At 72.2% G+C, this 17,150-nt stretch carries 13 protein-coding genes and 1 pseudogene; 7 read left to right on the plus strand and 7 right to left on the minus strand.

Annotated elements, in window-relative coordinates; translation table 11 throughout:
• Positions 1–107: 107 nt before the first annotated feature.
• Complete coding sequence (sigJ, locus tag OG948_RS41915) at positions 108–1,118, minus strand: RNA polymerase sigma factor SigJ (protein ID WP_331770228.1); 1,011 nt, start codon at positions 1,116–1,118, stop codon at positions 108–110.
• Positions 1,119–1,295: 177 nt separating this feature from the next.
• Between sigJ and OG948_RS41920 the strand changes: the two genes are divergently transcribed.
• The 7 genes and pseudogenes from OG948_RS41920 (at position 1,296) to OG948_RS41950 (ending at position 9,198) form a co-directional block, all read left to right on the plus strand.
• Positions 1,296–2,330, plus strand: a complete 1,035-nt coding sequence (locus OG948_RS41920) for an STM4015 family protein (protein WP_331770229.1) — start codon at positions 1,296–1,298, stop codon at positions 2,328–2,330.
• A 142-nt stretch (positions 2,331–2,472) separates the two neighbouring features.
• Positions 2,473–3,432 (plus strand): annotated as a pseudogene (locus tag OG948_RS41925) (STM4014 family protein); the annotation flags it as partial.
• Positions 3,433–3,744: 312 nt separating this feature from the next.
• Positions 3,745–4,554: an STM4013/SEN3800 family hydrolase gene (locus OG948_RS41930; protein WP_331773481.1), complete on the plus strand. Its 810-nt coding sequence runs from the start codon at positions 3,745–3,747 to the stop codon at positions 4,552–4,554.
• Between the two features lie 159 nt (positions 4,555–4,713).
• Entirely contained in the window at positions 4,714–6,105 is a 1,392-nt protein-coding gene (locus OG948_RS41935) for an STM4012 family radical SAM protein (protein WP_331770230.1), read from the plus strand.
• Complete coding sequence (locus tag OG948_RS41940; RefSeq protein WP_331770231.1) at positions 6,102–7,034, plus strand: STM4011 family radical SAM protein; 933 nt, start codon at positions 6,102–6,104, stop codon at positions 7,032–7,034. The genes OG948_RS41935 and OG948_RS41940 overlap by 4 nt, the downstream gene beginning before the upstream one ends.
• Positions 7,035–7,239: 205 nt before the next feature.
• Entirely contained in the window at positions 7,240–8,382 is a 1,143-nt protein-coding gene (locus tag OG948_RS41945; protein ID WP_331770232.1) for a MaoC family dehydratase N-terminal domain-containing protein, read from the plus strand.
• A gap of 99 nt (positions 8,383–8,481) precedes the next feature.
• On the plus strand, positions 8,482–9,198 hold the full coding sequence (locus OG948_RS41950) for a M20/M25/M40 family metallo-hydrolase (RefSeq protein WP_331770233.1): 717 nt from the start codon (positions 8,482–8,484) through the stop codon (positions 9,196–9,198).
• Here the strand turns inward: OG948_RS41950 and OG948_RS41955 are convergent.
• The 6 genes from OG948_RS41955 to OG948_RS41980 form a co-directional block, all read right to left on the minus strand.
• Positions 9,122–10,690: an ABC transporter substrate-binding protein gene (locus OG948_RS41955; RefSeq protein WP_331770234.1), complete on the minus strand. Its 1,569-nt coding sequence runs from the start codon at positions 10,688–10,690 to the stop codon at positions 9,122–9,124. The two genes, OG948_RS41950 and OG948_RS41955, sit on opposite strands and share 77 nt — an antisense overlap.
• Entirely contained in the window at positions 10,687–10,932 is a 246-nt protein-coding gene (locus OG948_RS41960) for a hypothetical protein (RefSeq protein WP_331770235.1), read from the minus strand. Before OG948_RS41960 ends, OG948_RS41955 begins: the two co-directional genes overlap by 4 nt.
• 225 nt (positions 10,933–11,157) lie before the next feature.
• Positions 11,158–11,760 carry a hypothetical protein gene (locus OG948_RS41965; protein WP_331770236.1) on the minus strand — a complete coding sequence of 201 codons (603 nt, stop codon included), beginning with the start codon at positions 11,758–11,760 and terminating at the stop codon, positions 11,158–11,160.
• Positions 11,761–11,922: 162 nt separating this feature from the next.
• Positions 11,923–13,332 (minus strand): hypothetical protein, encoded by a 1,410-nt coding sequence (locus OG948_RS41970; RefSeq protein WP_331770237.1) that lies wholly within the window; start codon positions 13,330–13,332, stop codon positions 11,923–11,925.
• A gap of 68 nt (positions 13,333–13,400) precedes the next feature.
• Entirely contained in the window at positions 13,401–14,813 is a 1,413-nt protein-coding gene (gene proS / locus OG948_RS41975) for a proline--tRNA ligase (RefSeq protein WP_331770238.1), read from the minus strand.
• Between the two features lie 386 nt (positions 14,814–15,199).
• The gene (locus OG948_RS41980) at positions 15,200–16,474 is read right to left on the minus strand and encodes a hypothetical protein (RefSeq protein ID WP_331770239.1); all 1,275 of its coding nucleotides are present in this window, start codon (positions 16,472–16,474) and stop codon (positions 15,200–15,202) included.
• Positions 16,475–17,150: the final 676 nt, after the last annotated feature.

Consider the following 17,150-nt stretch of genomic DNA (forward strand, 5'->3'; position numbering starts at 1 on the left):
TCGGGCGTGCGGGGACGAGGCGACGGCCTGCCGGGGAACCGGGGCGTCGCCCGAGGTGGTCACGCAAGGTGCGCGCGGCTCGTCCCGCGCGGCGAAGGTTCGGCGGGTCAGCTCTCGGTGTCGTCGGGGCGTCGGTGGGTGTCGTCCGCGGCCGGCGGCTCGTGCGGAACTCGGGTGAAGTCGGGGTAGTCGATCGGGTCGGCGTCGTCGACGATGTCCAGCGAAACTCCCTTGAGCTTCTCGGGGTTGGCGATCACGTCGATCCGCACGATCCGGTCGCCCGCCACGGTGAAGCCCGCGACGCCGCTGGGCCGGTTGGGGTCGCCCACCAGCCGTCCCGGGGCGCCGTTGACCAGGACGGGACGGGCGTAGGGCAGGAAGAACGGGGCCGAGCGCAACATCTGCCGCGCGACCTTCTCGGCGCCGACCACGGTGGGCGGGGCCGAGTGCCGGTTCGGGCCCAGGTCCAGTTGGAAGGAGACGTCCGGGTCGAGGTTGGCCAGGAGCGCGTCGAAGTCGCCGTCCTGCGCGGCGGCCATGAACGCGTCGACGACGCGGCGCTGCCGCTTGAGGTCGCCCTCCGGCTGCGGCGCGGACCGCACCCGCCGCCGCGCCCGGCTGGCCAACTGCCGGGCTGCCGCCGGGCTGCGGTCGACGATGGGGCCGACCTCGTCGAACGGCACCCCGAACACGTCGTGTAGCACGAAGGCGAGCCGCTCGGCCGGATTGAGGGTCTCCAGCACGATCAGCAGCGCCAGGCCGATGGCGTCGGCCTCGACGCTCTTGCGTTCGGGGTCGTACGCGTCGGCGTCGGCCGAGCGCACGATCGGCTCCGGCAACCACGTGCCCGGATAGTCCTCACGACGCAGCCGCCGCGCGCGCAGCATGTCGAGGCAGATCCGCCCGACGATCGTGGTCAGCCAGGCCCGCAGGTCGCGGACGTCCTCGTGCCCGGTGCGCGAGACCCGCAGCCAGGTCTCCTGGATCGCGTCCTCGGCGTCGGCGCGCGAACCGAGGATGCCGTACGCGACGGACCGCAGGTGCGGGCGCAGCCCCTCGAACTGGTCGGCCGTCCACTCCGCACGCCACGTGGGCTCGGGCCCGGGTTCGTTCTCCATGCGATGTAGACGAACGTCGACGGGAAAGTGTGACACGGGGTGCGGGAGCCTTCGCGGCAAGCGCCCGCCGGACGAACACCGGCACTCCCCCGCACCGGCCGTCGGTGCCCTCTGGTAGGCAGGAGCCCTACGCGCACCGATCCGCACGCATCCGACCCACGCAGGTGACCTCCCGACATGAGCATCCACGCCTATCTCGAACACTTCGGCGGCCTGCCCGTCGCCGACCTGCGGCCGCCGGACTCGAAGCAGCCCTCGGCCGTTCCCGGGAGGCAACCCGAGGAGGGCCTCCACGGCGAGCCCACACCGCCGTACGGCATCGCGCCCGGCGACCACCCCGCGGACGCCGTCGCCTGGCGGCTGCGCCACCGCCACTGGGAGGACGATCCGGAACTCACCGATCTCTACGCCTACTTCCTCGCCAACGTCGACACCACACGCGTCACCGCGCTGATCGTCGGCGCCTGGGACGTGGACATGTCCCAGGAGAATCCGCTGCCCGACCTGCTGGTCCGCGACGCCGCCCGCTTTCCGGCGCTGCGCCATCTGTTCGTCGGCGACGTGGTGCGCGAGGAATCCGAGATCTCCTGGATCGGCATCGGCCCCTCCACCGGGCTCCTCGAAGCCTTCCCGCACCTGGAGGAACTGGTTTTCCGGGGCAGCGAGAACGCCACCGAGGACGCCCCCGCCCTGACTCCGGTGCGTCACGAGCACCTGCGCCGGCTCCGCTTCGAGAGCGGCGGCCTGTCCGCTCGGATCGTGCGCGCCGTCGGCATGAGCGATCTCCCCGCGCTCGAGGAACTCGACATGTGGCTCGGCGTCGACGACTACGGCGGTGACGCCCGCGTCGAGGACCTCGCCGACCTCCTGTCCGGGACCCGAGTGCCCCGGCTCCGGCATCTCGGGTTGATGAACAGCGAAGTGCAGAACGAGATCGCCGCCGCGATCGCGAACGCCGCCGTCACGCCCCGGCTCGAATCCCTCGACCTGTCGATGGGAACCCTGAGCGACGACGGCGCCGAGGCACTGCTGAACAGCCGATCCCTGGGCCGGCTGCGGAATCTGACGATCCGCCACCACTTCCTGGACGACTCCGTGGCCGAGCGCCTGCGGGCGACGCTGCGGACCTCCGGTGTGACGGTGGAGATCTCCGGCCCCGAAAGCCCCCGCGACTGGGGCGACGACCCCCGATACGTGGAGGTCTCCGAATGACCGGCGGGCAGGCCCGGGCACATTCCGCCGGCCCGCGCGTCGTCGCGGCGATCGACCCCACGGGCGCCACCGGCCTCCGCGCCGCGCGGTGCCTGCCGTGACCGTGATCACCGTCGTCGCCAACCCCGGGCACCGGCGCGTCGTGGGATTCGACGCGGCGGCGCGGGCCGCCGGGCTGCCGGCCCCGCGCGTCGTCCCGTGGGAGGACGTACTGGGTGGCGCGGAACCGGCTTTCGCCGCAGGGCCGGTGCGGATCGACTCCCCCGGCGAGAACCCCGTCGTCCACGCACTGCTCGGCGGGCCGCCCGATCCGCACCGCGTCGAGGGCGGTGCGGTACGCCACGCCACCTTTCTGCGCGCGCTGGAACGCGTACGAACCACCGTCGCCGCGACGCCCGGCGCGTGGCTCGTCAACGATCCCGACGACATCGCCGTCATGTTCGACAAGCCGCGCGCACACCGGCGGCTGCACGACGCGGGCGTCCCGGTCCCGCCCGGGCTCGGCGCGGACGGGCACGGCGTCGCCGTGCGCTCCTACGCCCACCTGCGCGACCTGATGCGCGACACCCGCCGGCCACGCGTGTTCGTCAAGCCCGCGCACGGCTCGTCGGCGTCCGGTGTGGTCGCCCTGGAGACCTCGGGTACGCGCGTCCAGGCCACCACGTCCGCCGAACTGGTGCGCACCGCGTCGGGCATCGAGTTGTTCAACTCGTTGCGGGTGCGCAAGTACCGCGACGAGGAGGATGTCGCGGCCCTGATCGACGCACTGTGCGCGGACGGCGTGCACGCCGAGACCTGGCTGCCCAAACTCACCCTCGACGGACTCGCCGTCGACCTGCGCGTCCTGGTCGTCGCGGGCCGCGCCACCCACGTCGTCGCGCGCGGCAGCCGTACCCCGATGACCAACCTTCACCTCGGCAACGCCCGCGTCGACGTCGACGCGGTCCGCCGCGCCGTGGGGGCCGCCGCCTGGGAGGAGGCGATGACGACGTGCGTGCGCGCGGCCGGATGTTTTCCCCACACGCTGCACGTCGGCGTCGACCTCCTGTTCGCGGTCGACCGCCGCCGCCACGCGGTCGGCGAGGTCAACGCGTTCGGCGATCTGCTGCCGGGCGTGTTGCACCGGGGCCGGGACACGTGGGCGGAACAGATCCGCGCCCTGGTCGACGGCCGGCACCCGTCCGCGAGGCCGCGACATGCGACATGCGGCACGCGAGACATCGAACCGCGAAACGCCGAACCGCGAAGCGACACACCGCCAGGCACCGGAGCGCGAAGCGACGGACCACGAGGCCCCGGACCGCGAAATACCGAACCGCGAGACACCCGACGAGGAACGACTGCCGTGCCCGACCTGACGACACCACCCCCACCGCCCCAGGGGAACGACGGCCCGCACGGCCACGACCCCGACATGAACGAGGTCGTCGGCCACCACGATCTGCTCATGGTCACGCTCGACACGCTCCGCTACGACGTGGCCGCGGAACTCGTGGCGGCGGGCCGACTGCCCACCCTCGCGCGGGTGCTGCCCGGCGGGCGCTGGGAGGCGCGGCACACTCCGGGCAGCTTCACCTACGCCGCGCACACCGCGTTCCTCGCCGGGTTCCTGCCCACCCCACTGGGGCAGGGCCCGCATCCACGCCTGTTCGCGGCGCGCTTCGGCGGCAGCGAGTCCACCGCGCCGCACACGTGGGTGTTCGACGAGCCCGATCTGCCCTCCGGGCTGGCTCGTGCGGGCTATCACACGGCCTGCGTCGGCGGCGTCGGCTTCTTCAACAAGCGCGGCGCGCTCGGCTCGGTACTGCCCGGCCTGTTCGCGGAGAGCCACTGGGATCCCGAACTCGGCGTCACCTCGCCCACCTCGTTCGAGGCACAGGTGGCCCGCGCGGAACGCGTCGTCGCCGCCCTCGACCCCGACCGGCGACTCTTCCTGCTGGTCAACGTGGCGGCGCTGCACCAGCCGAACTGGTTCCACCGGCCCGGTGCGACGGCCGCCGAGGGCGATACCCGCGAGACGCACGCGGCGGCGCTGGAGTACGTGGATCGGCATCTGGGCCGGCTCTTTCGGGCGATGAGCGCCCGCCGCCCGTGCTTCACGATCCTGACGTCGGATCACGGCACGGCGTACGGGGAGGACGGCTACACCGGGCACCGCATCGGCCACGAGGTCGTGTGGACCGTGCCGTACGCCCAGTTCACCCTCGATCCCGGCGCATGGTGACCCCGCACTCGCCTTGATCGGCGGCGCGCGACGGCCCGGGCCATCGCCCGCCTCCCGAGCCACCGGGCGGTCGGCCGGCCTGTCGGCGCCCACCCCTAGAGTCGGGCCGTGCGAACACCGCACCCGGCACTCACCCACGTCCTCGGAGGTCGTCCGCCCATGGGATCGTCCAGCACCGCCGATCCCCTGGTGGTTCCGTCGTCGGCGCGCGACCTGCTCGGCTCGCCGTACGCGGGGTACGTCTACTCGTACCCGCACAAGACCGCCTACCGCCCGCTCGCCCCGATGCCCACGCTGGGCGATGTGTGGCGGGGCCAGGACCTGTCGGCGCTGTTCCTGTACGTGCACGTGCCGTTCTGTGAGATGCGCTGCGGCTTTTGCAACCTGTTCACCCGAACCGGCGCCCCCGCGGAACTGGTCGGGCGCTACCTGGACGCGCTCGAACGGCAGGCGCGGGCCGTGCGCGAGGCGATCCCCGCGGCACGTTTCGCGGTCGCGGCGGTGGGTGGCGGAACGCCCACGTACCTGGACGCCCCGGAACTGCAAAAACTGTTCGACATCGCCACCGAGGTGATGGGCGCGGACCTCGGCGCGATCCCGATGTCCGTGGAGACCTCCCCCGCGACGGCGACGCCCGAGCGCCTCGCGGTGTTGGCCGAGCGTGGGACGACGCGGGTCAGCATCGGCGTCCAGTCGTTCGACGACACCGAGGCGCGAGCGAGCGGGCGCCCGCAGCGCCGTGCCGACGTCGAGGCCGCGCTGGCGGCGATCCGGGACGCCGCGGTGCCGACGCTCAACATCGATCTGATCTACGGCATCGACGGCCAGACACGGGCGAGTTGGCTCGCCTCGATCGACGCGGCGCTCGCGTGGCGGCCGGAGGAGTTGTACCTGTATCCGCTGTATGTGCGCCCGCTCACCGGCCTCGGCCGACGCGCCGTCACGCGCGCCGACTGGGACGAGGAGCGGCTCGCGCTCTATCGGGCGGGCCGCGACCATCTGCGCGAGGCCGGCTACGAGCAGGTCTCGATGCGCATGTTCCGCCGCGCGGACGCCCTCCCCGACGCCGCCGGCGGGCCGGCCGGCACCGACGCGGAGACCGGCTACCGCTGCCAGCGCGACGGCATGATCGGCCTCGGCTGCGGTGCCCGCTCGTACACCGCCGACCTGCACTACTCGTTCGAGTACGCGGTCGGTGTCGGCGAGGTACGTGCGATCATCGACGACTACGTGACGCTCGATCAGGACGCCTTCACCCGTGCCCGCGTGGGCTATCGGCTGGACGCCGGCGAACGACGCAGACGCCACCTGCTCACCTCGCTGTTGCAGGCCGACGGCCTGGCCGCCACCGACTATCGGGCCGCGTTCGGCACCGACGCCGAGGCCGACTTCGCCGCCGAACTGGCGCCGCTCGCCGACGCGGGCCTGCTGACCGTCTCCGCGGCGGGCATACGCCTGACCGACGAGGGCCTGGCCTGGTCCGACGCGATCGGTCCCGCGCTGTTCTCGCCCGAGACCTCCACCCTGATGCACGGATACCGGCCGCGATGACGGGTGCTCCTCCCGCCGCGCCGCCCCTGGTCGAACTCGGCGTGCGCGCCGACCCGTTGACGATCCTGTATCGGGGTCCGCTCGCTTCGTGCGACTACGACTGTGGTTACTGTCCGTTCGCCAAGCGCCGCGATACTCCCGAGCAACTGCGGTCCGACCGTGCGGCGTTGGCGCGCTTCGCGGACTGGGTGACGCACGCGCCGCACCGCGTGTCGGTCCTGTTCACCCCGTGGGGCGAGGGTCTCGTCCGCAGTTGGTACCGCCGTACGCTCGCCGACCTGAGCCATCTCCCGCACGTCGAACGCGTCGCCATCCAGACCAACCTGAGCGCGCATCCCCGGTGGACCGAGGCGGCCGACCTCACCCGCCTGGCGCTCTGGGCCACCTACCACCCCGACCAGGTCCCTCACGAGCGCTTCCTGGACCGTTGCCGCGACCTGCGCGCACGCGGTGTGCGCCTCAGCGTCGGCGTCGTCGGCCTGCCGGAACACCTGCCCGCCGCGCGTCGCCTGCGGGACGACCTTCCCGCCGACGTGTACCTGTGGGTCAACGCCGCCGAGGGGCACGCGTACACCGACGCGGCGGCGGCCGAATGGGCCGCGCTGGACCCGCACTTCGGCTTCAGCCGCAACCCGCATCCCGCCCTCGGTGTGCCGTGCCGCACCGGGGACACCGTGATCAGCGTCGACGGCGAAGGCACCGTGCGCCGTTGCCATTTCGTGCCCGCGGTGCTGGGCAACCTCTACGACGGCTCGTTCCGCGCCGCTCTCGCACCCGCGCCGCCCTGCCCCAGGCAGGCCTGCGACTGCCACATCGGCTATGTGCACCTGACATCCCTGCCGCTGTACGACGTCTTCGCGGGCGGCATCCTCGAACGCATCCCCACCGCGTTCGCCCCGACACCTCGGCGCGTGCCTCGACACACGTGACGGCGGCGCGAGTTCACCGCGCTCCATGCGCGTGCGCGCTTGTGCGTTTGTGCACTTGTCCGCGTGTGCGCGTGTGCGCGTGTGCGGCCCCACGGCCGCTCTCGCCGATCATCGACGCGAGCCAATCGCTTGTCAATGTCAAGTAGATCGATAGGGTAGGCGACGGCATCCGACAGGCGGCGATCGTCCGGAAGGCGAGGCGGGCATGACCACCGACACCGTGGAACCGGAACGCACGCTCCAGGATTGTGTCGCGCGCGGCACCAGGTCCGTCGTGCGCGCCCGGCACCCGGTCAACGCCCCCATGCTCGACACCTGGGCCGACGCCCTCGGCGACCCCAACCCCGTCTACCGCGACGCCGAGGCCGCCGCGGCGACCGGGCGGGCCGGGATCGTCGCACCGCCCACCATGATCCAGGCCTGGACCATGCCCCGACTCTCCGCCCTGGCCGCCACGTTGCCCCAGGTCCCCGGATACGCGCCCTACCTGGCCGGCGCATCGGCGCACGAGGGGTCGTCGAAGAACGGGTCGCCGGACGGCCGGTCGACCGACCGGGAGACCGACAACCCGGCGGCGGCCGTACACCGACTCCTCACCGCGCACGGGTACACCGCCCGCGCGGCGACCCGATGCCGGCAGCAGTACCACCGCGAGGCGGCGGTCGGGGATCACCTGACCTGCGAGAGCGTGCTCACGACGGTGTCGCCGCGCAAGCGGACGGCGCTGGGGCCGGGCTACTTCGTCACCACACGCATGATCTATCGCGACCAGGACGAGGCGGACGTCGCGACGGTCGACTGGACCGTACTGTGCTTCCGTACGCCGGAACCACCCGCCGGCGCACCCGACATCACCACACCGGACGCAGCCGCGTCCGACGTCGGCGCACCGAGCGCCCCGGCGGATCCGGCCTCGCCCACTCCCGCGAGCGGCCGCACCTGCCGCCCGCTCACCGCGGCCCCCCGCGTGGGCGACCGCACCCCCGTCACCACGATCCCGATCACCCCCACCTTCGTGATCGCGACCGCGTTCGCCACCCAGGACTTCTACGCCGCCCACCACGACGCCGACTGGACGCGCACCTCGCTCCGGCGTCCCGGCGTCTTCACCAACATCCTCGCCACCACCGGCCTCGTCGGCGGAGTGGTCACCGACTGGGGCGGCCCGGCCACCCGGCTCCTGGAGGTCGACCTGCACCTCCTCGCGCCCAACCACACGGGGGACACCCTCACCCTCGACGCCGAGGTGACCGCCGTGACCGGCGACGAGGTGGACCTCCGCGTCACCGGCACGAACTCCCTCGGCCCGCACGTCCGCGCCACCGTACGGGCCCGCGTCACCGGCTGACCCCACCGTCCGACCCCGCCGTCGGGACCGCACCGGGTCCCGACGGCCCAGCCGCTCCCCCACCGCACCGCGACGGTCCTCACACACGATCAAATCACCGTGCGGCCACGGCTTTCCGACAGGTTGTCGATCGCCGACCGTAGCGGCGGCGACCGCGCCCACGGCAGCAGCGGCTTCCGGCAGTCGCTGACGTACGTGAAGGGCGTGCTGGACAAGGCGGGCTTCCGCACCAGCCTGCGGCCGTTCATGTACGACGGCGCCCTCGGGTACAACCTCGTCGCGGACCGGCCCGGCGGCGACCCCAACCACGTCGTGCTCGTCGGCGCCCATCTCGACAGCGTCGCGGCCGGGCCCGGGATGAACGACAACGGCTCCGGCGCGGCAGCGGTGCTCGCCTCCGCCGTCGCGATGTCGCGGGCGGGCGTCGCGCCCGAGCGCCGCGTGCGGTTCGCGTGGTGGGGCGCGGAGGAGCAGGGCCTGATCGGCTCCAAGGACTACGTGGGCAAACTGTCCGCCGCCGAGCGCAAGAAGATCGACGTCTACCTCGACTTCGACATGACCGGCACCAAGGACGTGCGGCAGTGGCTCGTCGTCGAACCGAGGTGGCTGATCGTCCGCCCCGCCCGAAGCCGGGTCGAACGGCTTCGGGCGGGGCTTCGTCACGGCTGCGAAGGCGTGCTCGCCCTCGACTGTCGCGGTGCGCTCGCCGACGTCGACGCCGCCGGGGAGGCGGGGTTCGTCATCCTCGGCCCCGGCGCAGGGACGTCGGCACGATGCCGGCGCCGTCGATCGCGAACGTGGTGCCCTTGGTGTTGAAGTAGGGCGAGAGCGAGTCCACGAAGGTCACCACGTCGACGCGTTTGACCAACTCGGCTTCGGCGGCCGTCCATTCGTCGCAACCGGAGAGATCCGGCTTGGCCATCGCGAGGCCCACCAGGCGCTGGTACTCGGGGTTGTCGACGGAGCCGAAGTTGATCCCGTCGGGCCCCGGAGGGCCACTGAAGAAGGGGATGAGCTGGTCGGGTTGGGTGAGCGCGACCGGTGTCCACGAGACGTCCCATTCGCCCGAGGCGAGCACCTCGCCGGTCGTCGCCGAGGTGAGCGGCTTGCGGGTGACCTTCACCCCGAACGAATTCCACTGCGCGACCGCCAACTCGACGGCGGACACCACCTGGGAGCCCGACGTGGAGGGGAAGGGCAGCACGATCGACAGTTGTCTGCCGTCCTTGGTCCAGCGCCCGCCGGACTTCTCCCAGCCGGCGGCCCGCAGCGCCGCGGCGGCGCGGGCCTTGTCGTGCGGCGGGAGGTTTCCGGTGACGGCGTCGGCCTGGCAGGGCGGCAGCATGGTGGTGGCGATCCTGGCCGGCGGCGCCCCCTTGCCGCCGGTGGCCACCGCCCCCAACTGCTTGAGGTCCAGCGCCGCGGTCAGGGCCCAACGCACCTGCGGGTCGGCGGTGACGTGGTTGGCGGCCTCGTTGAACAAGAGCATGCCGAGCGGGTCGCGCTGGATGCGGTACTTCAGTCCGGCCGCCGTCAGCCGCACCCGGTCTGCGCCGTTGACGGCGGCGATGTCGATCTGCTTGGCCAGGAGCAGATTGGCCGTGGTGGACTCGTTGGAGACGACCTTGAACACCAGTCGCTCGGGCAGCTCGGCGGCGCCGACGCCGTTCGGGCCCCAGATGTAGTCGGGTCGTCTGGTGAAGGTGAAGTGGTCGCCCGGTGCCGACTCGGTGAGTCGGTAGGGACCGGTGCCGTCGGTGGCGTGCGTCAGCGAGTCGGGCGAGGCGAGTGCCGAGGGGCAGACCAACGGCAGTCCCGAGGTGCCCCGCAGCAGGAACGGTGTGGGCTCCGGAGTCCGCAGCGTCAGCGTGTTGGTGGCGTCGTCGGCGGTGGCGACGGTTCCGGGGGTCACCGCGAGGCCGAGCAGGGGTGAGGTGTTCTTCGGGTCGAGGATGTAGTTGTACTGGGCCGCCACGGCGGACGCGGTGAGCGGTCGGCCGTCACCGCACCTCACGTCGCGCCGGAGTGTGAAGGTCGCCGAGACGGCGTCGGTCGTCCACTTCTCGGCGACGCCGGAGACGATCTTCCCGTCGGGCTCGACGTTCACCAGGGGGTCGTAGGAGAACCGGTTGAGCAACGACGTGATCTTCGTCAGCGAGGTGAGCGGGGACAGGTTTCCGGGGTCGGCGGTGATGCCGATGGTGATCGTGTCGCGACCGCCCGCACCGCCGGAGCCGGTGCCGCCGCAGCCGACGGCGAGCAGACCCAACGCGACCGTCGTCGCGGCCGCGCGTACGCCGCGTCTCATCGGGCGCCGCCGCCGGGACGGTCGACGACACCCCGGTCGGCGACCCTCGTCGCCCCCGAGCCGGTGCCCGCGCCGGCCGCCCGGGACAGGGCGCGCCTCGTCTGCGGGATCCCGGCCCGGTCACCACTGCCGAGGAAGGCGAGCCACGCCTGCCTCCCGCCCTCCGATTCGGCGCCGATCGGTGTACGGGCGTCCGGACCCACCATCCGGACGGTGGACCCGGCCGCATCGGATCGTCCCATGCTGGATACCTCCTCGCAGAACGGCTCGGTGCCGCAGAGGACGCTCACGGTAGGCAGCGTCCGAACACCTCGACTCGTCCTGCCGGACAAAGAACGGTCGCCGAATCCGTCCGAATCGCCGACGGCAGACGGCATCGTTTCAGGCCATCCTCTTTCCCGGGACGTCGATCCGCGCCGACCGGCTCGGAGCCGAGGTGCGGTGGTCCGGTGGTCCGGTGGTCCGGCTCATCCCGAGGGCGACAGCTTCGTCTCGACGAACGTCCGCAGCGCCGCCTGATCGAGCTTTCCCTTGTCGGAACGCAGGATCAGCGTCGGATGGGTCGCCTGCTTCGGGTTCCGCAGGGTCACGATGGCGACCGGTTCGTTCCAGTACGTCACCGAGTTGGTCGCCTCGAAGTAGCGCTGGGTGAACAGGATCGCGTCGCCGAGCGGCGTACGGATCGTCTCCGTCGCGGCGCCGGCCGGAACGTCCGCGGCGGTGCGGTACATGCCGTGCCGGCCATTGCCCGGCGCCTGGGTCTGCGCCTTGCACTGCGTCGAGTTGGACTCGATCGTGACATCGCCCAGCCGCACCACGACCTGTGCGCACCCCTCGGTCGCGGGCGCGGTCGTCGGCTGCACCGGAGTCGAGGCCCGGATCCGGAACGCCACCGCCTCGGTGTTCACCTCGGTCTCCCGCTCGACCGGCGGCGCGGTCGCGGACTGCGACCGGGTGGGTTCGGGGGTCGGCATCGACACGGGGTCCTTCCCCGAGCTCGCGCACCCGGCCAGGCCCAGCACCGCCAGCCCCGTCGTCAACGCCGCCGCGGTCCTCCGTCGTGCCGTCACCGTGCCACTCCCTCGTTCGTCGCGTCCGTGCAGGTTCGCAGAACTGACGCAGCCGGGCCCCGGCGGGTTCCCTGACGCCGGTCCCGGCGGCTCGGTGGCCCCGGCGGCCCGACGGCTCGGCCGTACGGGCGGCGGGCCGGGACGAGTGGCGGGCCGGGCGGGTCAGGCTCCCTGGCCGCGCACCGCGCTTCGCCCCGCCCGCTTGTCGGCAGAGCCACCGCGCTGATCGACGCCGAGCGCGAGCGAGGGGACCACGACCCGCGTCCAGTCCGAACTGCCGCCGTTGACCGGTTCCGTGTCGCCGGGGCGCAGCGGCGCCGCCTGCTTGGACGCGCCGAAGCCCTTGGCCGCCAGGTGCGTCAGTCTGCCCGGCGCCGAGAGATCGCCGTCCCGGATGTGGTCGTGGGCGCGCCAGAAGGCTTCCCGAAGCCCCGCGTTGTAGGCGGCGATGTTGCGTCGTTCGTCGCCCGCCCGATCGTCCTCCCGGTAGCCGGCGTTGTCCCGGTTCAGCTTGTCCAGCGCTGCCGTGCGCGAGGCCTTGGTTGCCTCCCGCCACGCTCGATGCAGTTCCGGATCGGTACGTGCCTCGGTCAGATGGCGTGGCCCGGTGCTGCCGACCCTCATCTGTGCCACCTCGTAGGCCCGCATCGGCGTCATGTCGGCGACGGCGGACGGCACCCGGAGCGAAATCGGCGGAACGGTGACCTCCGGCGCCATTTTCGCCGTTCTCGGATCGCCGGGCTCGCGGGCCACGTGTCCGGCGGCGGTGAAGTGCGCGCCCAGTTGCGCTCGGAGATCGGCTGCCGAGTCGAAGGCGCGCGTCCGGCTGTGCGCGGCGATGGCGTTGATCCTGGGGTCCTGGTGACCGCCGCCGTTCTCCTTCGCCGCGATGATGTCGTCGGCCGCGCGTCCGGAGCCTCGGTAGGCCAGCAGGATCGCGTCCTGGACGGGCCTGCCGTTCTCGGTCATGTCCTGGACGCGATGCATCGCGTCCTGGACGGTGATCCCGCCGCCGTTGATCAACACGGTGGCGGATCCCTGCCCTTGGGACAGGATCCGACCGGCCTGTGCGAGTGCCCAGGACTCGTCACCGAAGTTCTCGCCCGGCACCACGAGGATCAGGTCCTGGTCGGGTTGCAGCGGTGCCTTCTTGTTCGGATCGTAGCGCGATCCGGGCGGGGCCACCGTGCCCTCGGCCACGACGCCGATCAGCGGGGCGTCCGCCATCGCCAGTCGCCCCTCGGCGAACAACCGGCGCTTGGCCTCGCCGAGTTCCTTGAGGCAGCCGGAATCGGTGCCCCCGAACAACACGGCGGCCGAGAACCTCGCGGCGGTCAGCAGGATTTCCTCGTACATCGCCTTGTCCGCGGCCGTCGCCGCACCGGCTCCCGCCGCGCCGCCGACGACGGTGATCACGGGCATCGCGTCGGCCACGAGCTCGTGCAGCGCGACACTCAGGTCGGCGTAGGACTCGACCCTGCGGACCGGGAACCATCGATGGTTTCCCCATCGGTCGGTGGGCGCGGTGAGCAATTCGGGGTCATCGGACGCCGGCGACGCAGTGGGCTGCACAGTGCTCCTTCGCTCCCGTGTGCCGCCCCCCGCCCGCAATCACGGTGCGGCGGGGGGCAGTTCGGGGATCAGTATGCCCGCGCCACGATCGCGATGTTGCCCGGTTGCTCATCGCTCGCGGGAACCGACCCGTCCTCGGCGACCAGGCAGCGCACGGACACGCCCCGTTCGGCGAGCCGCGCCTCGCCCTCCGGACCGAGCGTGGCCCAGGGAATGCGCGCCCAGCCGGTGCCCGCGGCCGCCGCGGCGTCCTCGATCGTGGTCACCTCGACGGTACGGTCCCGGCGGCGATCGCGGGACTGCGCCAGCAGCAGCGCCTGGTCGTCCGCGAGCGCCCGGGGCACGAGCACGGACAGTGCCTCGATCGCCACCGGCTCCTTGCCTCCCACGTGGCGCCGGACCAACACGGCGGTGCCGTTGTCCAGATCGCGCGGCCCGACCTCGATCCGTACCGGCACACCCTTGAGTTCCCAGTCCACCGCGCGGCGGCCGAAGGGCGTGTCCGTTCGGTCGTCCACCCGCGCCCGGACACCGGCCGCCGTCAACCGCTCACCGATCTCGCGGACCTTCGCCACCACCGCGTCGTCGGCCTTGATCGCCATCACCACCACCTGGATCGGCGCCAGGATCGGCGGGACCCGCAGACCGTCGTCGTCTCCGTGCATCATCACCAGGGCGCCGACCATGCGCGTGGTGGAGCCCCAGGAGGTCTGCCAGACGTACTCCTGGCGACCGTCCTTGGACAGGTATCGGATGTCGAACGCCTTGGCGAAGTTCTGCCCGAGTTCGTGACTGGTGCCCAGTTGCAGCGCCTTGCCGTCGCCCATCATGCCCTCCAGGGTGAGCGTGTTGATCGCTCCGGCGAACCGTTCCCTGACCGTCTTGCGCCCCGGCACGACGTCCATGGCGAGCACGTTCTCCATGAACTCGGCGTACACCTCGCGGTGGATGAGCGCGGCGTAGTCCCGGGCCTCCTCTTGGGTGGCGTGCGCGGTGTGGCCCTCCTGCCACAGGAACTCCGTCGTGCGCAGGAACACGCGCGGGCGCAGTTCCCAACGCACCACGTTCGCCCACTGATTGATCAGCAGGGGCAGGTCGCGGTAGCTCTGCACCCATTTGGCGAAGTAGTCGTTGATGATCGTCTCGGAGGTGGGGCGGATGACGACGGGCTCGTCCAGTTCCTTGCCGCCGCCGTGCGTGACGACGGCGAGCTCGGGGGCGAAACCCTCGACGTGCTCGGCCTCCTTGGTCAGGTAGGACTGCGGGATCAGGAGCGGGAAGTAGGCGTTCGAGGCGCCCGCCCGCTTGATCCGGGCGTCCATCTCCTGCTGCATCCGCTCCCACAGGCTGTACCCGTACGGTCGAATGACCATGGTGCCGCGCACCGGACCGTTGTCGGCCAGTTCGGCCTTGTTGATCAGTTCCTGGTACCAGCGGGGGAAGTCGTCCGACCGCGGGGTGAGCACGGGTGTCTTGGCCATGGCGCGCATGCTAGGACGCGGGCCCACCGGTACGCGAACCGAATATCCCCCGCCCCCGTCGCCGGCCGGCTCCGGTGGTTCGTACGGCACCACGTCCGGCGGCGCCCGCTACACCACGACGCCGACCCCCTCCTCTCCCACCGCGACATCCTCGACGGCCGGCGGCCCGTTCGGCTTCGACGACGTGAACCGCTCGCTCGGCCAGGCGTACGCGAACCTCCCGAACTGCCCGGTCCCCAAGTGGACCGACGCCGACCTCGGGACCCGCGTTCCGACCGCGCACCGACACCGGCGGTGGCGACGGCCTGGTCGATCCCGGCGTGCCGGTCATCGCGTGACACCCCGGCGCGGCCACGGGCGCCGCGCCGGGTGTCGGGCGGGCCCCGTCAGGGCTGGTACTGGTACGCGCCGGCGGTCGCGCCGGCGGCCGGGACCGGCTTGCCGTCGAGGTCCACCGAGTAGCCGGCCGGCTCCCCGCGCCCGATCGCCGGGCTGCCCGCGAGCGGGTGCAGGTCGGTGCCGCCGGTGAAGCGCGGGTCGGCGATCACCGAGCGGGCGCCGAGGGTGAATCGGTGTTGCGCGCCCTTGTAGACCCCGGTGTTCTCGTCCGCGCCCGCGCCGTCCTCGTACCCGGTCCGGCCGCCGACCGAGATCACGTTGTTGCGCAGCTTGAGGATGTCCGAGGCGCAGCCGTCGTGGCACACCCAGCCCTGCGCCTTGGCGCCGGGCAGGTTCACCGAGTTGTTGACGGCGACGGTGTCACGGTTGGGGCCGAGCCCGCTCCCGGGGCCTCGGACCACCAGGAACGTGGCGTATTCGTGGGTGGAGGTGACGACGTTGTACGCGAAGACGTTGCCGTCGGCGGTCTTGCCCGTGTCGTGGCCCAGTTCCGAGAAGGTCTCGTTGTCGTGGGTGATGTTGTACTCGATCCGGTTGCGGTCCCCGTCGTAGATCTCGACGGCGGCCCCGTCCTGGCCGTAGTCGTAACTGGCCGCGTAGCTGCCGGTGATGGTGTTGTGCGAGACGAGGTTGTCGTCGCCGTTGAGCAGCACGCCGAAGGCGCCGGAGTCGTTGTCGCCGCCGGGGTCGTTGACGCTCATCTTGTTGTTGTCGACCAGTTGGCTGCGGGTCACGGTGTTGTGGTGGCCGGTGTCCGCGATGGAGACGCCGACCACGTTGGCGTCGGCGCGGATCGCGGTCACCGTGTTGTGGTGGCCCTCGATCTCGACGCCGGCCCAGTCGCACCCGGTCAGCCGCAGGTCGCGCACGGTCCAGTAGGCGCCGGTGATCGCCACACAGCTGCCACCGCCGCGCACGACGGGCGACGTGCCGGTGCCGTACGCGCCGACCGTGATCGCCGCGGTCGCGGTGCCGCTGCGGGAGAGTTTCAGGGTGCCGGTCCAGGACTGGCCACGCTTGAAGGCGACGGTGTCGCCCGCGCGAAGGGTGGCGGCCCCGACCTTGTCGAGCGTGCGCCAGGCGGTGGCGGGGGTGGTGCCCGCTCGGCTGTCGGCTCCGTTCGTGGCGTCCACGTAGTAGGTCGTCCCGGCGGTGGTGCCCAGGGGTGCGGCCGATGCCGGGGTCAGGGGTGTCGCGACGGAGATGGCGACGAGCGCCGCCGACAGGTACATGGTTCGCCGGTGGCGGGGGGTGATGGTCACGCGTTGCCTCCTGGGTCGAGCGCCCACGGCCGGCGGTAGGTGTGATCGCCTCCCGCACAGCGGCGTCGGGCGGCCTCCCCGCCGGCGCCCGGGGCGCGCGCGGATCACCTGGATCGGGCGCAAATGCCTTACCAGGCAAGCGAGTTGTCCCAGGCGCAGAAGCTACGTGATGCCCCGCCGCGCGTCCAACCGCCCACCGCCCCCTCGCGTTTTCGGGACAGCCGCACCCCCGCGGCCCCGCCCCCGAAACCCCGCGCCACCCCTCCCCCGGGGGGCGCCCACGCCTCGCCCCGCGGGATTCGCCGACGACGCGCATTCCGGATAGCCACCCGCGCCCGCCCCACCGGGCGCCGCGATCGGCCGATCGCGGCGTGCGGGCGCAGTAGGGGCCGGGAAGCACCGCGGTTCGGCAAGGCCGATGCCGATCAACCGATCCCGGGGCCAGTACTGGTCGAGCGTGCCGAAGTGTGGCAACCCGTCGAGGTAGTCGTACAACCCGCTGGTGTGGTTGAGCAGTCGGCGGACGGTGATCGGCGCGCCGGACGGCGCGCTGTCGGCCCGGACCTGGTCGGGCGGCAGCGGTCGGCGTGGACGCCGAAGAACAGGCGCTGCGCATCGTCGCGTTCGCCTAAGGGCCGGCCACGCACACGCGCATCGGCCCCGAAGGCACACCCCA

Origin of the sequence: Embleya sp. NBC_00888 (assembly GCF_045207655.1) — a bacterium.
In the GTDB taxonomy this organism is placed as follows: domain Bacteria; phylum Actinomycetota; class Actinomycetes; order Streptomycetales; family Streptomycetaceae; genus Embleya.

Excerpts from the sequence above, each read along its gene's own strand:
- OG948_RS41945 (WP_331770232.1), top strand. The coding sequence starts at position 7,240 with ATGACCACCGACACCGTGGAACCGGAACGCACGCTCCAGGATTGTGTC.
- OG948_RS41935 (WP_331770230.1), top strand. The coding sequence starts at position 4,714 with ATGGGATCGTCCAGCACCGCCGATCCCCTGGTGGTTCCGTCGTCGGCG.
- OG948_RS41940 (WP_331770231.1), top strand. The coding sequence starts at position 6,102 with ATGACGGGTGCTCCTCCCGCCGCGCCGCCCCTGGTCGAACTCGGCGTG.
- proS (WP_331770238.1), bottom strand. The coding sequence starts at position 14,813 with ATGGCCAAGACACCCGTGCTCACCCCGCGGTCGGACGACTTCCCCCGC.
- OG948_RS41960 (WP_331770235.1), bottom strand. The coding sequence starts at position 10,932 with ATGGGACGATCCGATGCGGCCGGGTCCACCGTCCGGATGGTGGGTCCG.
- OG948_RS41920 (WP_331770229.1), top strand. The coding sequence starts at position 1,296 with ATGAGCATCCACGCCTATCTCGAACACTTCGGCGGCCTGCCCGTCGCC.
- OG948_RS41955 (WP_331770234.1), bottom strand. The coding sequence starts at position 10,690 with ATGAGACGCGGCGTACGCGCGGCCGCGACGACGGTCGCGTTGGGTCTG.
- sigJ (WP_331770228.1), bottom strand. The coding sequence starts at position 1,118 with ATGGAGAACGAACCCGGGCCCGAGCCCACGTGGCGTGCGGAGTGGACG.
- OG948_RS41930 (WP_331773481.1), top strand. The coding sequence starts at position 3,745 with ATGAACGAGGTCGTCGGCCACCACGATCTGCTCATGGTCACGCTCGAC.